Origin of the sequence: Paenibacillus haidiansis (genome assembly GCF_036553665.1) — a bacterium.
In the GTDB taxonomy this organism is placed as follows: domain Bacteria; phylum Bacillota; class Bacilli; order Paenibacillales; family Paenibacillaceae; genus Fontibacillus; species Fontibacillus haidiansis.
In genome coordinates this window covers 149,578-166,295 of the sequence record NZ_JAZHPZ010000010.1, presented here as the reverse complement: position 1 = coordinate 166,295, position 16,718 = coordinate 149,578, and the positions used below count along the sequence as shown (strand labels likewise).

At 54.2% G+C, this 16,718-nt stretch carries 14 protein-coding genes; 12 read left to right on the top strand and 2 right to left on the bottom strand.

Annotated features, from left to right (window positions below; translation table 11 throughout):
• Positions 1-519: 519 nt before the first annotated feature.
• The 10 genes from V3851_RS18710 to V3851_RS18665 all read left to right on the top strand — a co-directional run bounded on the left by V3851_RS18710 (position 520) and on the right by V3851_RS18665 (position 11,257).
• Positions 520-1,374 (top strand): alpha/beta fold hydrolase, encoded by an 855-nt coding sequence (locus tag V3851_RS18710; protein ID WP_331848080.1) that lies wholly within the window; start codon positions 520-522, stop codon positions 1,372-1,374.
• Positions 1,375-1,418: 44 nt separating this feature from the next.
• Positions 1,419-2,195 carry a DUF1684 domain-containing protein gene (locus tag V3851_RS18705; protein ID WP_331848079.1) on the top strand — a complete coding sequence of 259 codons (777 nt, stop codon included), beginning with the start codon at positions 1,419-1,421 and terminating at the stop codon, positions 2,193-2,195.
• 129 nt (positions 2,196-2,324) lie between these two features.
• Positions 2,325-3,962 carry an ABC transporter substrate-binding protein gene (locus V3851_RS18700; RefSeq protein ID WP_331848078.1) on the top strand — a complete coding sequence of 546 codons (1,638 nt, stop codon included), beginning with the start codon at positions 2,325-2,327 and terminating at the stop codon, positions 3,960-3,962.
• Positions 3,963-3,967: 5 nt separating this feature from the next.
• Positions 3,968-5,047, top strand: coding sequence for an ABC transporter ATP-binding protein (locus tag V3851_RS18695; protein ID WP_331848098.1), 1,080 nt, complete (start codon positions 3,968-3,970; stop codon positions 5,045-5,047).
• Positions 5,022-5,897 carry an ABC transporter ATP-binding protein gene (locus tag V3851_RS18690; protein WP_331848077.1) on the top strand — a complete coding sequence of 292 codons (876 nt, stop codon included), beginning with the start codon at positions 5,022-5,024 and terminating at the stop codon, positions 5,895-5,897. Before V3851_RS18695 ends, V3851_RS18690 begins: the two co-directional genes overlap by 26 nt.
• 15 nt (positions 5,898-5,912) lie before the next feature.
• The gene (locus tag V3851_RS18685; protein ID WP_331848076.1) at positions 5,913-6,866 is read left to right on the top strand and encodes an ABC transporter permease; all 954 of its coding nucleotides are present in this window, start codon (positions 5,913-5,915) and stop codon (positions 6,864-6,866) included.
• Positions 6,867-6,881: 15 nt separating this feature from the next.
• Positions 6,882-7,799 (top strand): oligopeptide ABC transporter permease, encoded by a 918-nt coding sequence (gene opp4C, locus V3851_RS18680; protein WP_331848075.1) that lies wholly within the window; start codon positions 6,882-6,884, stop codon positions 7,797-7,799.
• 322 nt (positions 7,800-8,121) lie between these two features.
• Entirely contained in the window at positions 8,122-8,949 is an 828-nt protein-coding gene (locus tag V3851_RS18675; protein WP_331848074.1) for a DUF6492 family protein, read from the top strand.
• A 64-nt stretch (positions 8,950-9,013) separates the two neighbouring features.
• Complete coding sequence (locus tag V3851_RS18670) at positions 9,014-10,363, top strand: sugar phosphate nucleotidyltransferase (protein WP_331848097.1); 1,350 nt, start codon at positions 9,014-9,016, stop codon at positions 10,361-10,363.
• A 120-nt stretch (positions 10,364-10,483) separates the two neighbouring features.
• Entirely contained in the window at positions 10,484-11,257 is a 774-nt protein-coding gene (locus tag V3851_RS18665; RefSeq protein WP_331848073.1) for a YheC/YheD family protein, read from the top strand.
• 81 nt (positions 11,258-11,338) lie between these two features.
• Here the strand turns inward: V3851_RS18665 and V3851_RS18660 are convergent, their stop codons facing one another.
• On the bottom strand, positions 11,339-12,361 hold the full coding sequence (locus V3851_RS18660; RefSeq protein WP_331848072.1) for a hypothetical protein: 1,023 nt from the start codon (positions 12,359-12,361) through the stop codon (positions 11,339-11,341).
• 3 nt (positions 12,362-12,364) lie between these two features.
• Positions 12,365-12,709: a PadR family transcriptional regulator gene (locus V3851_RS18655; protein WP_331848071.1), complete on the bottom strand. Its 345-nt coding sequence runs from the start codon at positions 12,707-12,709 to the stop codon at positions 12,365-12,367.
• Between the two features lie 461 nt (positions 12,710-13,170).
• On the opposite strand from V3851_RS18655, the gene V3851_RS18650 reads away from it, so the two are divergent.
• Both V3851_RS18650 and V3851_RS18645 read left to right on the top strand, forming a co-directional pair.
• The gene (locus V3851_RS18650; protein ID WP_331848070.1) at positions 13,171-14,580 is read left to right on the top strand and encodes a deoxyguanosinetriphosphate triphosphohydrolase family protein; all 1,410 of its coding nucleotides are present in this window, start codon (positions 13,171-13,173) and stop codon (positions 14,578-14,580) included.
• A 104-nt stretch (positions 14,581-14,684) separates the two neighbouring features.
• Positions 14,685-16,667, top strand: a complete 1,983-nt coding sequence (locus tag V3851_RS18645) for a WD40/YVTN/BNR-like repeat-containing protein (protein ID WP_331848069.1) — start codon at positions 14,685-14,687, stop codon at positions 16,665-16,667.
• Positions 16,668-16,718 lie beyond the last annotated feature (51 nt).

Here is a 16,718-nt window from a genome sequence, read left to right as displayed (position 1 = left end):
GAGGGGAAGAGAGGGGAGGGAGGCGGAGCACCTATTGCATCGTGTTGTATAGAATGCAACATTTTATATGTACAAAGCGGAAATAGGAAGGTGATGTTGTACTTTGTGCAGCAATCTGGATGGATCGAGGGGAAAATCGAGCGAAACCGGGGGGATTGTTGCAAAAAATACAACACTTTACACAAGGCAATAGGCTGCTCGTCAAAAGTGTTGTATTATATACAACTTGGGAGGCTTGAGCTTCGAACGATATGGACTCATATTCGCTTGTGCTGATTCGTAAAATAGACACTCCGGGCAAGAAAGTAGTTTTAAATTTTAGTCAATAACCTTTATAATAAGATAGTTGTGTAAAAAAAGCTCACCGCCTGCTGCCGGCTGTCCGAAGGCATGAAACGGCACAAAATGGATGAACTGCGGCCGTTTGACAAAGGATAGGACCACATTGGAAATGCGGGTTAATTCCGGTTGAACAAGCAACGGTTGGACTTAAATCTATGATGAAAGTTGAGTGCGCTGATGTTTGCAAATATAAATGATACGCGGATTTATTTTGATGTGGAAGGGTCGGGGTATGTACCCGACGGCGAGCGGATGCGCCACCGCCCGGTGCTGTATGCGATTCATGGCGGCCCCGGCAGCGATCATGCCGATTTCAAGCCGTGGCTGAGCCCGCTGGCGGATCATATGCAGATCGTTTATATGGACCTGCGCTGCAACGGGCAATCCGAGCGGGTCGATCCCGCGACCTGCACGCTTGAGCAGCTTGCCGACGACATCGAGGCGCTGCGGAAGTATCTCGGCCACGAGAAGATTAACCTGCTCGGCCATTCCTTCGGCGGCATGGTGTCGCAGGTGTTTGCGACGCGGCACGCCGAATCGCTGGACAAGCTGGTGCTGGTCTGCACGGCGCCTAGCCGCGATTTCTATCCGGCCGCGCTGGAGTTCGCGCAAAAGATCGCGACACCGGAGCAGCTGCGCGTCATTCCGGAACTGTTCGAAGGCCGGATTGAAAGCGAAGAGCATGCGATCCGCTGGTGGGATCTTTGCTATGACCTTTATTTCCACGTGCGCGACGAGAAAATTATGCGCGAGACGGGCAACCGCCCGATCGGCTCGATGGAGGTGGCCAATTACACCTTCAAGCATCTCATCCCGGAATACGATGTTCGGCCTAAGCTGCCTGACGTAAAAGTGCCAACTCTGATCATTTGTGCGCGGCACGACTGGATTACCCCCGTGTCCCAATCCGAGGAAATCCACCGGCTGCTGAAAGGCTCCAGCCTGAAGCTGTTCGAGCATAGCGGGCATATGCCGTTTATTGAGGAGCATGACGCGTTTATCGAGTCGGTCACGGACTTTTTAATGAAATAAGGCCGGCCCCCGGCGAACAAATTACTGCAAATGAGGTTGGCAGCATGACGGATATTGAAACATGGAGAGAGGAACGGCGGCGTTCGGTGACCGACTTTCAAGGCGACTTGGCGCTGACCGGACTTTATACGATATATGAGCCGATGCGGATAGAGGGAGTGCCCGGGCTATGGTCGCCCAAACCGGCGGGAGAGCAGGGGTTGACGCTGACGGCGGAGCCGGAGGACGGAATTACGCTGGACGGGCAGCCGGTTCATGGCGCCGTCTCGCTGGAACCCGATCATACGGTGGTGCGATTCTCGAAAGCGGTGACGGCGGTAGCCACAACACAGCCGGGCTCGGACCACCTGCTTGCGGTGTACGACGCCGAGGCGGAGGCGATCCGGCTTTTTGAGGGGATCGCAAATTTCCCCTATAATCCCGATTGGGTGATTGAAGGAGAATTTGTCGGCAACGATGAAGAGCGGACGGTGGCATTTGCCCATGTGGACGATGAAGAAGGGAAGCTCCGGTATCATCAGTCTCCCGGCGATATAGCCTTCACCTGGGGCGGGGCCGCCTATAAGATGACCCCGTTCGTATCCGCGGGCTCGCTCATTCTGGTGTTTGCCGACGCAACGAACGGGCAGACCACTTATAAGCTGGGAAGGATGCTGGTCGTAACCAGAGGCGAGAACGGCAAAGCGGTGCTGGATTTTAACAAGAGCTTCCTGCCGCCGTGCGCCTTCTCCCCGCACTTTAATTGCCCCTTTCCGCCGCGGCAGAATCGTCTGCCATTTGAAGTAAAGGCCGGAGAGCAGCAAGTATTGACACGGGAATAACACAAATTTGCGCAGTTAAACGACAAAATGTGACAAATCGTTTGACAAATCTTTAATTCGAGAGATAATCTTATAAATCATAGTAATTTAATATGAATTGAATTTATATACAACAAAGGGGTGCACAGAGTGAAAGCAAGATTTTTTTCGACTCGCAAATTATTGGCTGTAACGCTGATTCTGGCGCTGACGGTTCTTTCCGCTTGCGGTCAAGCCAACACCGGGAATACGGCCGATACGGGCAATACCGGTACCGCGGACAGCGGCAAGAAAACGGTGAATATCGGGGTTACTTACTCTCCGAACACATTGAATCCATTGTCACCGGTGGGGCTGGTTTCTTCTTATGTCACCGGTCTGATGTTCCTGCCGCTCGTGGATATCGACGAAGATCTTACTTTTAAGCCGATGCTGGCCGATTCGATCGAAACGACCGACAACAAGACGTTTACGATCAATTTGAACAAAGAGGCCAAATGGACCGACGGAACTCCGGTTACGGCCGACGACGTAATTTTCACGTTCAAGCTGATGGCGAACCCTAAAGTCGCTTCGACTTACGCCTATATGTACGCCATTATCGAAGGCCTGGACGACTCGGGTTATTTGCCCGAGGGAACCGCAGATATTTCCGGCATTAAAAAAGTGGACGACCACACGCTGACAGTAACGACGAAAGCGCCGACGACGCTGAACATTTTTCAAGATACCGTCGGTCGTTATCTGCTGACCGTGCCGCAATCCGTATTGAAGGATGTCGCTCCAGAGAATATCAACAAGAGCGAATTTATGCAAAAGCCAAACGTAACGAACGGCCCGTACAAGCTGGTCGAGTACAGCCGCGATCATTACGTTCAATTTGAAGCCAACGCCGATTATTTTAAAGGCGCTCCGAAAATCGAGCAGTTGAACTTCAAAGTGCTTCAGCCTACGGCGATCTCCGCCCAACTGCAAAGCGGGGAAATCGATATGAACATCCCGTCCGCCGGCGTGATTCCGATCTCGGATTACGACAAAATCAAAGGGCTGGAAGGAATTACGACCGTGGATGGCCCGGCGATCGCCACGCAATTTATGTACATCAACGAGAAATCCGTACCGGATGCGAAGCAAAGACATGCAATTTCCTATGCGATTAACCGCGATATGATCGTGAACAACCTGCTGAAAGGCTCGGGCGAAGCGGTGAGCGGCTTCTTCACCAGCTACAGTCCTTATGTGGACGAAAGCGTGAAGGCCGACGCCTATGATCCGGAAAAAGCGAAGAGCCTGCTGCAGGAATCCGGCTGGGATTCCGGCAAAGCGTTGACGCTGCTCGTCCTGTCCGGCGACAGTACGCTGGAGCAAGCGGCCAACATCATGGCCGAGAACCTGAAAGCCGTTGGCGTGAACGTGCAAATTCAAATGGCCGATCTGGCGACCCTGGTCGATAAAATCGTGAAAATGGAATACGATCTGGGCATTCTGACGGTATCGATGGTTCCGGTGAACCCCTTGCCGGACATTGCTTACTTCCTGGGCACCGGCAATCCGAACGGCTACAGCAATCCGCAAATAGACGAGCTGCTGGCATCGTTGTCGGCGGAAACCGATGAAGCCAAGATCAAACAATATTTCAGCGAAATTCAAAAAATCGTCGCCGAAGACGTACCGATGCCTTCGATTTACGCGACCAAGGCGCTCGGGGCGATCAATGACCGGGTGAGCGGTGCGAAACCGAAAGATTTCGGCATGTTTATCAACGTGACCGAATGGGATGTCAAGTGAGCGAAATGAACGAACTGCTCAGAGTGGATCATCTGCGGGTCGCATTTGACAGCGACCGGGGAAGAACCGTAGGGGTAGAGGATGTAAGCTTTCGCGTAATGCCGGGCGAGACGCTGGCCATCGTCGGGGAATCCGGCAGCGGCAAAAGCGTCACCGCCCTGTCCATCATGCGGCTGCTAGGCGGGAGCAGCCATGTCGAAGAAGGCCGCATCATGTTCGACGGCCGCGATCTTCTGACGATTGACGATCAGGAGATGCGCGGCATTCGCGGCAATCAGATCTCGATGATATTCCAGGAGCCGATGACCTCGCTGAACCCGGTGCTGACGATCGGCTATCAGATGCGCGAGGCGATCATGCTCCATATGGGGCAAAGCAAGCGGGAGGCCCGGGCGACGGCGATCCGCATGCTTGAAAAGGTCGGCTTGCCGCGCCCGGAAAAAATGATGAACGAGTATCCGTTCGCTTTGTCGGGCGGCATGCGCCAGCGCGTTATGATCGCGATGGCGCTTTCCTGTAAGCCGAAGCTGCTGATCGCGGACGAGCCGACGACGGCGCTGGACGTCACCGTCCAGTCCCAGATCATGCGGCTCATGCGGGAGCTTTGCCAGGAAGCGGGCACGGCGATCCTGCTCATCACCCACGACCTCGGCGTCGTGGCCGAAATGGCCGACCGGGTCGTGGTGATGTATGCCGGGCAGGTCGTCGAGGAGGCGGACGTATTCGCGCTGTTTGAGCAGCCGAAGCACCCGTACACGCAGGGGCTGCTGAAGTCGATCCCGCGGATCGACGACGAGGAGGGCGACCTGCTTGAAGCGATTCCGGGCGCGGTACCGGCCCGTTACGAAACAATCCCGGGCTGCCGGTTCACGAACCGCTGCCCGTATGCGACCGAGCGCTGCGCGGCGGAGATGCCGCTGCTGTCGGCGACGGGAGCGGACCACTATACGCGCTGCTGGGAAGTGCTGCGGGCGGAAGAGGCGGAAGAAGCGAAAGATTCGGAAGACCTTGCAGCCGTGAAACAGGCAAGTACAGGACGAGATAAGGATGAGGATGAACATGGACATGGACATGAGCGTGCATAGTCTGAACGACCCTGCCGCGGCGGGGCCGCTGCTTGCCATCGAAAACCTGAAGAAATACTATCCCGTCCGCAGAGGAATTATTCGGCATACCGTCGACCAGATCAAGGCGGTGGACGGCGTCGATCTTGCAATCTACCCCGGAGAAACGCTCGGGCTTGTCGGCGAATCCGGGAGCGGCAAATCGACGATCGCCAAGCTGATCGTCGGCCTGGAGACGCCGACGGAAGGGCGGATCCTGTTCGACGGCAAAGACATTTCCCGGCTGTCGCCGCGCGAAATGACAAGCCTGAGATCGGAGCTGCAGATTGTATTCCAGGACCCGTACTCTTCGCTGAACCCGCGGAAACGGGTCGGCGAACTGCTGTCCGAGCCGCTCAAAGTGCACGGGATCGTGCCGGACAGGGAAATCTCCGGCGAAGTGGGGCGGCTGCTGGAGCTGGTCGGCTTACCGAAGAACAGCCGCAGCCGCTATCCGCACGAATTCTCCGGCGGCCAGCGGCAAAGAATCGGCATCGCCCGGGCGCTGTCCTTGAAGCCCCGGCTGATCGTGTGTGATGAGCCCGTGTCCGCACTGGACGTATCGATCCAGGCGCAGATTTTAAATCTGCTCAAGGAACTGCAGCGGGAGCTGAACCTCACCTATTTGTTTATCGCGCACGGACTCGGCGCGGTCAAATATGTGAGCGACCGCATCGCCGTCATGTATGCGGGGAAAATTGTGGAGACCGGGGATGTGAAACAAATTTTCCGGGAGCCGAAGCACGAATATACAAAAGCGTTGTTGGATGCCAGCCCGATCGCCGATCCGCGGCAAAGGAACAAGCGGAGGGCGTTTTACTCCGAGAGATGATCCGAGGTGTTATGATTGTTCAAATATGTGATTAGGCGGCTGCTGATAGCCATCCCGGTGTTGTTCGGGGTGACCGTCATCAACTTCATCATCATGAAAATGGCCCCGGGAAATCCCGTGGACATGCTGATCAGTCCGCAGATTCCGCCGGAGGCGCTGGAGGCCAAGCGGATCGAGCTGGGGCTGAACGCGCCGGCATACGTGCAGTATTGGAACTGGTTTACCCATTTGCTGCGCGGCGATCTGGGATATTCCATGGTAACGTACGAGCCGGTGGGCCGGATGATTATGTCCCGACTTGGGCCAACGCTGCTGCTGATGGGCGTATCCCTCATTATCGGCGTGGCCATCGCGGTTCCGCTCGGGATTCTGAGCGCGAGACGCCAGTATTCGAAACTGGATTATGCGGCCGTAACCGGATCTTTCCTGGGTATCTCCATCCCGAACTTTTTCCTCGGACTGGGACTTATTTATGTGTTCGCTTTATGGTTGAAAATCCTGCCTTCGAGCGGCATGACCACGCTGGGCGGAGGCGGCGGGTTCGTCGATGTCCTGCTGCATTTGATCATGCCGGTGATCGTGCTCACGGCGAATGTGGCCGGGCGGAATATCCGGTATGTCCGTTCCAGCATGCTGGAAATTCTCCAGCAGGATTATTTGCGTACGGCGCGTGCTAAGGGGCTGAAGGAAACGCTGGTCATTAACCGGCACGCCGTCCGCAACGCCCTGATTCCGATCGTGACGGTACTCGGGATGGAAATTCCGATCCTGTTCGGCGGTGCGGTCGTCATCGAGCAAATCTTCTCCTGGCCGGGCATCGGCCAACTGACGATGTCCTCGATCATGAGCCGGGATTATTCCACGATTATGGGGCTGAATTTGCTGGCCGCGGTGATCGTCATTCTGGCGAACCTGCTGACGGATATCGCCTACGCCCTGGTCGACCCGAGAATCAAATACAGCAGATAGAGAGCGGCGGTGGAAATGAATCTGATCAAAAGATATTTTGCGGGGCGTCCCGATGCGCAGGAGGAACGGCTCGGCTGGCCGGAGGGGGAGGAAAGCTCCCGCGTGCTGTTCTGGCGCCGGTTCCGCAGGCACAAGCTTGCCGTAGCGGGCTTGATCGTCCTCGGCATCCTTACCTTGTGCGCGATCTTCGCCCCTTTCATAACAGCATACAAGCCTACCGCGATTACGGAAAGCTTCGGCGCGCCGCCATCGCTTCAGCATTGGCTCGGCACGGATCAGGTCGGACGCGACCAATTCTCGCGGCTGATCTATGCCGCGCGGGTATCGCTGGCCGTCGGCCTCGGTTCGATTCTGATCTCCGTGATCATCGGCACGGTGCTCGGCCTGGTCTCCGGTTATTTCGGCGGCTGGGTCGACAGCGTGATCATGCGGCTGACCGACATTTTCATGTCGTTCCCGTATATCATGCTGATTCTGGTCGTCGCCAGCATCGTCGGGCCGGGGCTCACCAACATCATCCTGATCCTCGGGGTGCTCGGCTGGCCCGGGGTGGCCCGGCTGGTGCGCGGGAATGTGCTCTCGGTGAAGGAGAGCGACTTCGTCAAGGCCGGCCGGGTGCTCGGCTTCGGCCGCACGCGCATCATCTTCTCGCACATTTTGCCTAACGTGGTGGCGCCGATCCTCGTCTACGCCACGTCGGGCGTGGCCGGGGCGATTCTAGACGAGGCGGCACTGAGCTTCCTCGGCCTCGGCGTACAGCCGCCGACGCCGAGCTGGGGCAACATGCTGGCCAGCGCCCAGTCGCTGACCGTGCTGACCTCCCAGCCGTGGTTATGGGTGCCGCCGGGCCTCATGATCATCCTGATCGTGCTGTCGATCAATTTCGTCGGCGACGCGCTGCGCGATGCGCTCGACCCGAAGAACAACAAATAGTGTCCAGGACGGGTGTTCGAGTTCAGAAAGCGTGGATTCCTGCAAAAATACAGTTTTTTCTAGTCGATTCATTTGTGATTTGTAAATTCCTGCGATTGTGCAGGAATTTACCGATCGGATGAGGCTTTCGGAGGTTTGAGTGAAGAATTCCTGCAGATTTGCAGGAATTTGCCCGAAATGGGACCGAAGTAGTCAAAAAAGCTGCAGATTTGCAGCTTTTTTTATTTTTATAGGAATCGGAACGGACCGGGCATAAGGCCCATTCGCAAGGAACAGGTGATTCATATGCTATTAGCAACTTTTAGGATATGGAGTTGAAGCCATGCCTCATAGCAGGGTTGGCCGAGTCAGCGCGGCCGCTACGATCGATGTGCTGATTCCGGCGATTGAAAAGGATCTGGGCACGCTTCCTTATGTAATCGATGCGCTTAGAGCGAAAGTGCTGCACCCCATCGGCCAAATTATAATCATTGCTCCCAAACGGCAAAAAATGATCGACTTCTGCCGGGCCAAAGGCTGCAGATTTGTCGATGAGAATGCCGTGCTGCCCCTGACCAAGAAAGATATCTCTTACGGCTCGGCCAAATGGGAGCGGTCGGGCTGGCTGTTTCAGCAATTGTTGAAGCTGAGCGGCGACCGGGTTTGCAGCGCGGATTATTTTCTGGTCATCGATGCCGACACTGTGCTGATCGCTCCGCACAGCTTCCGGTCCGGGGGAAAGAGTGTTTTTTATTGCCGGAACTGGAGCCAGCCGGAATACTTTGCGACCTACAGGAGATTAATGGGCAGAAAGCCCGCCTCGTCTTCTTCGTTTGTGACCCATTATATGCTGTTCGAAAAAGCCAAGCTTGCCCGGATGAAAAAAGACATCGAAGCCAGGCACCGGATGCCTTGGTACAAAGCGGTCATCCAGAGCATGAACCGCAAAAAGCAGTTTGCCTTCTCCGAATACGAAACCTACGGCAATTACGTTTATTCCACGGACCGTTCGGGGATTTTACTCCGCAATGCCCGCAACAAAAGCATGCACGGCAGCCCGGGGGATTTGGGCAAGCCGCGGATTGCCAAACTGGCGAGAACGTATCGTTCGCTTTCTTTTCATAAGCGGAAGGGCTATGTAAGAATTGCCGGGAGCAATCATTCGCGTTAAGCAACAGTAAATAGCAAATGGCAAGACCGATCTGAAATGCGGGGAGGGGTTGCACTTGCGGATTGTGCTCCTGTCGGGCGGCTCCGGCAAGCGGCTCTGGCCGCTGTCGAATGAAGTAAGGTCCAAGGCGTTCCTGAAGCTGCTGCGTTCGCCGGACGGGGGAACGGAGTCGATGATTCAGCGGGTCTGCCGGGGACTCGAGGAAGCGGAGCTGCTGCAATGCTGCTGTATCGTCACCCACCATACCCAGACGGAGATTACGAGGCGGCATGCCGGGGGAATTATTCCGGTACTCGGCGAACCGCAGAAGCGCGGCACCTTCACGGCGATTGCGCTGGCCGCCGCCTATTTCCATTCCGTGGAGGGACTCGGTCCGGACGAAACGGTGATCGTGCTGCCGGTCGATTCGTTCGTGGAGCCCTCCTTCTTTGAACTGCTTCGCCTGCTGCCGGGCGCGCTCGGTGATTCCGGGGCCGAGGTGGCGCTGCTCGGCACCGTGCCGCGTTTCCCCTCGGACGCGTTTGGCTATATTGTGCCAAAGTCCTGGAAACGGGACGGGGAGTATTTTCAAGTCGGCAGCTTTATTGAAAAGCCGGACAAGGCTATGGCGGAGAAGCTGATTTCACAGGGCGCGCTGTGGAATTGCGGCGTCTTTGCCTGCAGCCTGCGCTACCTGCTGTCCTGTATGGCGGAGCGGGGAATTCCGCCGCTTTACGACAGGCTGCTTGAACGGTACGATAGCCTGCCGCAGGAAAGCTTTGACCGCGAGGTGGTGGAAAAGACCGGACGCGCGGTTGTTTTGCCGTACGATGGGGCTTGGAACGATCTCGGAGACTGGGAGCAGCTCTGCCGCCATCTGAAAGACCGCGTCACCGGAAAAGGTCATGTTTCGGAGGACTCTCGCGACACCCATCTGGTCAATGAGCTGGCGATTCCGATCCGCGTCGTGGGAGCGCCCGGGCTCATCATCGCGGCAAGCCCCGACGGAATTCTTGTGGCGGGCAAGAGCGAAGCGAGCCGGATCAAGAACGAGCTGCAAGCCGCATGCCCCCTGCCGATGTATGAGGAAAAAAGATGGGGAAGCAGCGTTATTCTCGACATTTCAATTTCGGATGAAGGCAGAGAAACGGTGATTTCCAAGGTGAAAATGGAGCCCGGCACACACACAAGCCACCACCTTCACCGAGGTGCAACCGAGACATGGACGATAGCCGCCGGCTCAGGCGAGTATGTGTTGGGCGGGGTGGTAAAGCAAATATCGGCGGGGGAGAGTGTTTTCATTTCTCCGGGTGTACCGCATAGCATCAGGGCGCTCACTCTGTTGGAAATCATTCAGGTAGAAACCGGAACGCCGCCGGTAAAAGAGGATATCGTGAAATTGCCTCCGATTTGGGACGGCGATTTACACGGATAAACGATGACGCCCCGGCATGTGCATCATGGAGCATTGTCCCTTTCCAAGTACTGGAGAAAGGCATAGCATATTAAGGCTTTACAGAAGAGGTACACTAACGTGCGCACTGGAGGAAAGGCAATGGGGACAAAAAGGGGATCCACGCTCACAAGCAAATGGATCAAAACCAATGTGCTGATGAAGAGCGCCAAAATCTCCCCGCTGATTCCGGAGACGGTCCGGTTCGGCAGGGAGAGCCTGAAACAAATGCTGGATAAATACGGCATGGTTTATATTAAACCCGAACGCGGAACCCACGGGAACGGGGTTATGAGAGCCGAAACGGTCCGGGAATCCGGTAAAACGTCGTACCAATGCCAAAACGGAACAAAAATCCAAAAGATGCAAGAGTTTGAATCCTTTTACCGATCGTTGAAAAAACGTACGGGAAGCCGAAGCTATTTGATCCAAAAAGGCATCCCCCTGCTCAAGCATAAGGATCGGCGCTTTGACCTGCGCGTTATGGTTCAAATCAGCCCGGAGGGTAAATGGGAGACGACGGGGCTGATCGGAAGGGTGGCGGAACCGGGTAAGATCGTCACCAACTATCATAACGGAGGCAAGCCGATGGCCATCGAAAAGCTGCTGTCCTCCCATATGGATGCTTCCCGGCAGGCTCAATTGATTAAGCAGCTTAAGAAGCTGGGCGAGGATATCGGCAAGTTTTATCACAAGAAAAATCTTGCATTCAAACAAATTGGCGTCGACGTCGGTCTGGACCGCAAGCTCACCCCGTGGATTATCGAAGTCAATACCAGCCCGGACCCGTACATTTTCAATCAATTGAAAGATAAATCCATGTACCGCAAAGTCATGGCCTACCGGCGGACTATTCTTAAACAGAAGAAAGCGTGAACCTTTCCGGGAAAGCTATTGCTTGCCGGAGTGAAAAGCGTATGGCTCGAATGCCTCCGGCATTTCCCGCCAGACGCTTTTTTAGGCCTGATAAACTCGACGGCTACGCAACCATTTATAGCTTTCCGCGGCGACATCGACAACAGTCATCAGGATAATCAAATAGAATAAATTGTTGGTTACGGAAAGCCATATCGTTTTTACGACCTCGTAGTCTTCGCCGCTTTGCGGAGCCAGCCCGATCGCCTGAAGTTGATTCAGAAACTCAGCGTTCCAGAAACCTGCCGTATTGAGGAGAATTCCGGCAAAGATCAGCGTGATAAGACTAAAGCAGATGTGGATGACAAGCACGGCTCGTGTGCGTCTGCGCGTGATGATTTTATAGGTTTCCTTTAACACGCCAAGGATGCCCAAAATAACGATGTAAGGCACATATTTGCCGATCACGTCCGGGTTCATCAAGGAGATGAGCTGCAAAACGCCGTCTTGCTGGAGGTATACTCCGATGAGCTCCGGGTTGAACAAGAATAGAACCGTGATCAGTATTGTAAAAATGATGCCGAAAATCGGATCGGACAATTTGATCCGATGCTCGGGCAGGGGAATTACCGGCAGGTTGGAGGGATGCCATTTTTTGCTTGAACCGTTCGTACCGGCGTCTTTATGTCTTATCCCGTATTCAATGAGCGCATAGACCAGCGTAACCCATACAAATCCTTGCGCCCCAGTCGAAATCAGCGAAACGAGATAATCCGTGAACTGCTCAACAGCACCTGGGGGCTTAAGGACCATTTCAATCAAAAATACGACGGTCAGGGCAATCAAAATCGCCCCCATGACAATCTTGATCGTTGTCAAATAAGACTCAAACAAATCCGGACCGATCAGATACCGCTCGTTGCCCCGGTATTTGGCCGCCATAACGCTAGGATCGCCGAGTTCAAGCAGCACTTCCTCCACATCCTCGGGGGAAGCCTCGCCGTCCGGCGAACGGCTTTCCAGCATATCTTCAATCAGCCCGTACAATTCCTTGCGGATTTCCTCTCTTTGCTGCTCCGGCAGCCGCTGTGTCACCGCGTACACATAACGGTCGATAAGCTCCATAATTCAGCCTCCTTTGTGGTCTACAATCTTTTCCATACTTGCGGTCAAGTTCCGCCATTCGCGGCATAAGCCTTCGTATACCTCGCGTCCAAACTCCGTCAGCATATAATATTTGCGCGGACGCGCCTCGTTCGTATCCCAACTGCTTGTGAGCAGGAGCTGTTTCTCCAGCCTTCTTAGCAGGGGGTAGAGCGTCCCGGGATCGATGGACATTCCTTTTTCCTCCAGAACCGAAACAAGCGAGTATCCGTATTGGGGTTCGGACAATTGGCTCAGCGCCCCGATCGTGATCGTCCCCCGTCTCAGTTCGCTTAATAATCCTTGTATTGTTTCCGCTGCGTCAGACATTTCATCAACTCCTGATGCCATAATACTGTATGTCGCACACTATTGTAAATGGTTTATTATAATGTAATTGAAAATAATTTTATACGCTACCCTGGAGAATAAAAATTTGAACTATTTTAACACGCAGCCATAATTTGAACTGGAACAAACATTCGAGGGTTAAAAGATCAAATTGCATCCGGAGGCACGCTCATGATTATCAAGCAAATTTTCTGCGAGGTAACAGAAGCTCAAAAGAGCTATTTCCATGAATCTCAAAAGCATTAGCCTTTACTTCATCGGGAAAAGGGGTTTCTGGGGCAAATCGGAGGGTGGAGAACCAGGTGAAACGCCCTCCCGTCAAATTGTGCCCGGCAATAATTTACCGTCCTTCATTCCAAATCAAGGCTTTAAGTTCCGCCGTTTGGCGGCTACAATAACATAAAACGTATTTGGCCGAACAACAAAAAGGAGTGCAGCTTATGAACATTCAGGAATTGAGAGAGCATCGGCAATATCCGGACAATATCGGGCAGGAGACGAACCGGGCGACATTCGAGCGCGACTATTCGCGCCTGATCCATTCGCCGACTTTCCGCCGCTTGCAGGGAAAATCGCAGGTGTTCGGGGCCGGCACCGGGGATTACTACCGGACGCGGCTGACGCATTCGCTCGAAGTGGCGCAAATCGCCCGGGAGGCGGCGCGCAGCATGCTGCGGGCCTATCCGGCCGTGGCGGCGGATGGAGCTGAGCATCCCGGACTCATTATCGACCCGGAAGTGGTGGAATGCGCCGCGATCTCCCATGATTTCGGACATCCCCCGTTCGGGCATAAAGGGGAAGAAGTGCTGGAGCATATCCTCGAGAATCTGATCGAGGATAAGGTCAAGCAGGAGCTTGAGGGACGGAAGGCTTCCCCTGAAGAAGCGCGGCGCACGCGCGACGCGGTCCGGCGGAAATACGAGCATTTTGAAGGCAATGCCCACAACTTCCGGCTGATGATGTTTCTGGAGAAGCGGGAAAACATCGACGGGCTGAATTTGTCCGATGCCGTGCTGCTCGGCACGAACAAATATCCTTTCCCCGGAACGGAAAACAAAAAGGGCATGTACCGGCATGAATGGGAGTACATCTCCTTTATCAGGGACCAATGGGGCATTCCGTACGGCAAGAAGACGTTCGAGGCCCAGCTTATGGACCTGTGCGACGATATCGCGTATTCCGCCCATGATCTGGAGGACGGAATCAAAGCCGGGAAAATCGAGGTGCACGAGCATTTTTTGTTCGATTCCCATATCCAGCGGCTGATCGTCGAGAAGATTATGACCCTGGAGGATGCCTTCTGGGCGGGCTGGACCCCTGAACGCATCCAGGTTAAAGTGGCGGAGGTGCTCACCTCGTTCCTGAATATCTGGAATGCGAAGATGCCGATCTGCGACCACGACTATTCCCGGACCCGCCGGGAGGTCAAAGCGTACTGGGTCAGCTTGTTTGTCGGCAGCCTCGGCGTGGTGGACGACGGTGATTGGCAAAAGGTAACCTTCGTCAAGGACGGCCGGGAGGACGAGGACATGCTGCGGACGGTCAGCGTGCTGAAAAGCTTCGCCTGGGTGACGATGATCCGCGACCTGCGGGTGCAGCGGCTGCAGAAGCGGAGCGCCTGGGTGATCACCCGGCTGTGGGACGCCTTTGTCGATCCGGCTACCTCGATCTCGATCATTCCCGGTGACTGGCTGCGCCGCTTTGAGAGGGATCAGCGGAAGGAGAAGCCGATCTGGACCTGGGAGCATATGATCATCGACTATATTGCGGGCATGACGGACGCTTACGCCGAGAAAATCTACAATGAGCTTTATGGCCTCAAAGTAGGCACGATTTACGATATGGATTAGTAAAAAATTTCCTTGTCCATCGCATGAATTACGTTATACTTAGACTGTCAATTCAAATTATCGACAATTCTCGCGATGTACAAGGAGGGCTTAAGCACAAAATTATGAAGGGAATCCAGAAGTTTGTCATCTTACTCTGTTTCGTGTTATCGGTTACGGCCATTCCCGGCCATTCCTTCGCCAAGGAGGACTACAAGTTTACGAAACAGAACGCCTTCTTTGGCAGTGATTTGTTTGATGTGGCATACGGCAACGGCGTCTATGTCGCCGTCGGCGGGGACGGAGCCATCGTCCGCTCCGCGGATTCTAAGACGTGGTCGGTTGTCTCATCCGGCACGACCGTCCGTATTCTTTCCGTTTCGTTCGGGGGCGGCGTGTTTGTGGCTGTCGGGGAACAGAACCTGATTCTGACCTCTACCGACGGGATCAAGTGGACGAAACAGACGCTGGCGATTACAAAAAAGAATGTTCCCAGCTGGGTGGAAACGCAAAAAGGCGATTTCGCCAAAAGCAAGGTTCAGACGAACAGCAGTGTGATCTGGGACGGCAAGCAATTCGTTTTACTCACCCAGATGGAATTGTATGTTTTTAAGCCGGATCCATATTACCCGGAGTCGGCCAATAAAGTTTATAATCCGTCGGGTTATGCGTTTGTATCGACCTCCCTGGACGGAGTTACTTGGAAAACGACCCAGGCTGCCTCCAGCATATACAACTCCTCGAAAATTAAATACATAAATGGCGTGTATTATATTTTTTCCGAATACAAAGCGCTGACCAGCAGAAATCTAGTGAATTGGACGGATTATAGCGATGCCGAATATACGGATGTGGCCTTTGGTCCGGGCGGGTTGGTGATTGCCTACGACCGCGTCGAATCCGCCCGCTCCAGAAATGCCGTAATTGTTACCGATTCCCTGCTGAACGCGGACGCCGCCAAGTCGAAAGATTTGTTGGAATGGAGCGAATCCGGGGGGCCGAACTCGATCGACTATGTCTATGACCGGTACATTATCAATGCCGATGGCGGCTATTTCCTGACCTCCACCGATGCGAAAACGTGGAATGCGATAAATATGTTCAATGAAGAGCCGAGCTTTAGTATGGAACCGATCGAGGATCCCGGGGCATTTTCTCTCGGCGACATTAACACGGATCGCGCCCGGTTGTTTAAGACGATCTGGGACGGACGCCAGTTTATTTCCGTCGGCGCGTTCGGCGGAATCTACACCTCGCCGGATATGAAGAGCTTTGAAAAGCATCCGGTTGAAGGGGGCGTATCGCCCATCGGCTCCGATTTCTACGGAATCGGCTTCGAGTCGGGAACTTATTATTTATACGGATCGAACGGGACGTTCTTGGCTTCCGGCGATGCGGTTCAATGGAAGAAACCATTCAATCTCTTAAAAAATTATTCCGTTCTCAGCGCAAGCTATAATGGCGAGGATTATGCTTTCGGGGCCGAGGAAGAGGACTGGGGCTTTAAATCGCTCGGTCGGGTTTACTATTTCTCGGTGAATCGAGCTTCTCTGGTCGAGGGGGTTGCTTTGTCCCAACTTATGTACGGCCTGGATCATCCGATCGAAGTGAAGTGGGACGGCAGCAACTTTATCGGCAGAACGCGGGCAGGCGAAATATACAAGTATGATCCCGCGAGCGGCTGGAAGGACATCAGTCCTACGAATCCGCAGCTCGTAGACAATGAACCGATTATTGTCAGCGGCAACGATCATACCGTGAAATACGAGTATTCCGACAGCAGCGGAACGATCATGCTGTATTACATGGCGGACGGAAAATGGGTGAAGGCGGAATATCCCGTTTGGTCGGAGTATGAAAAGTATTACTTGCGACATCTCGACAATAACTCCAAAAAAGAAGACACGCTCAGTACGATCATTTACGGGAACAACGAGTTCATGGCTGTCGGGGCCGGCGGATTGATTCTAAGATCCCCGGACGGCAAAGTTTGGACCAAAGTCCAATCGGGAACCTCCGAATATTTGCATGATCTGATCTGGGACGGCAAGCAGTATATCGCCGTAGGAAACAAAGGGACTTATTTGACTTATACACCGCAAAATTAATCGCGTGCACAAAAACTAGCCCCGGGCCAGTCGTTCTGGTCCGGGGCTAAT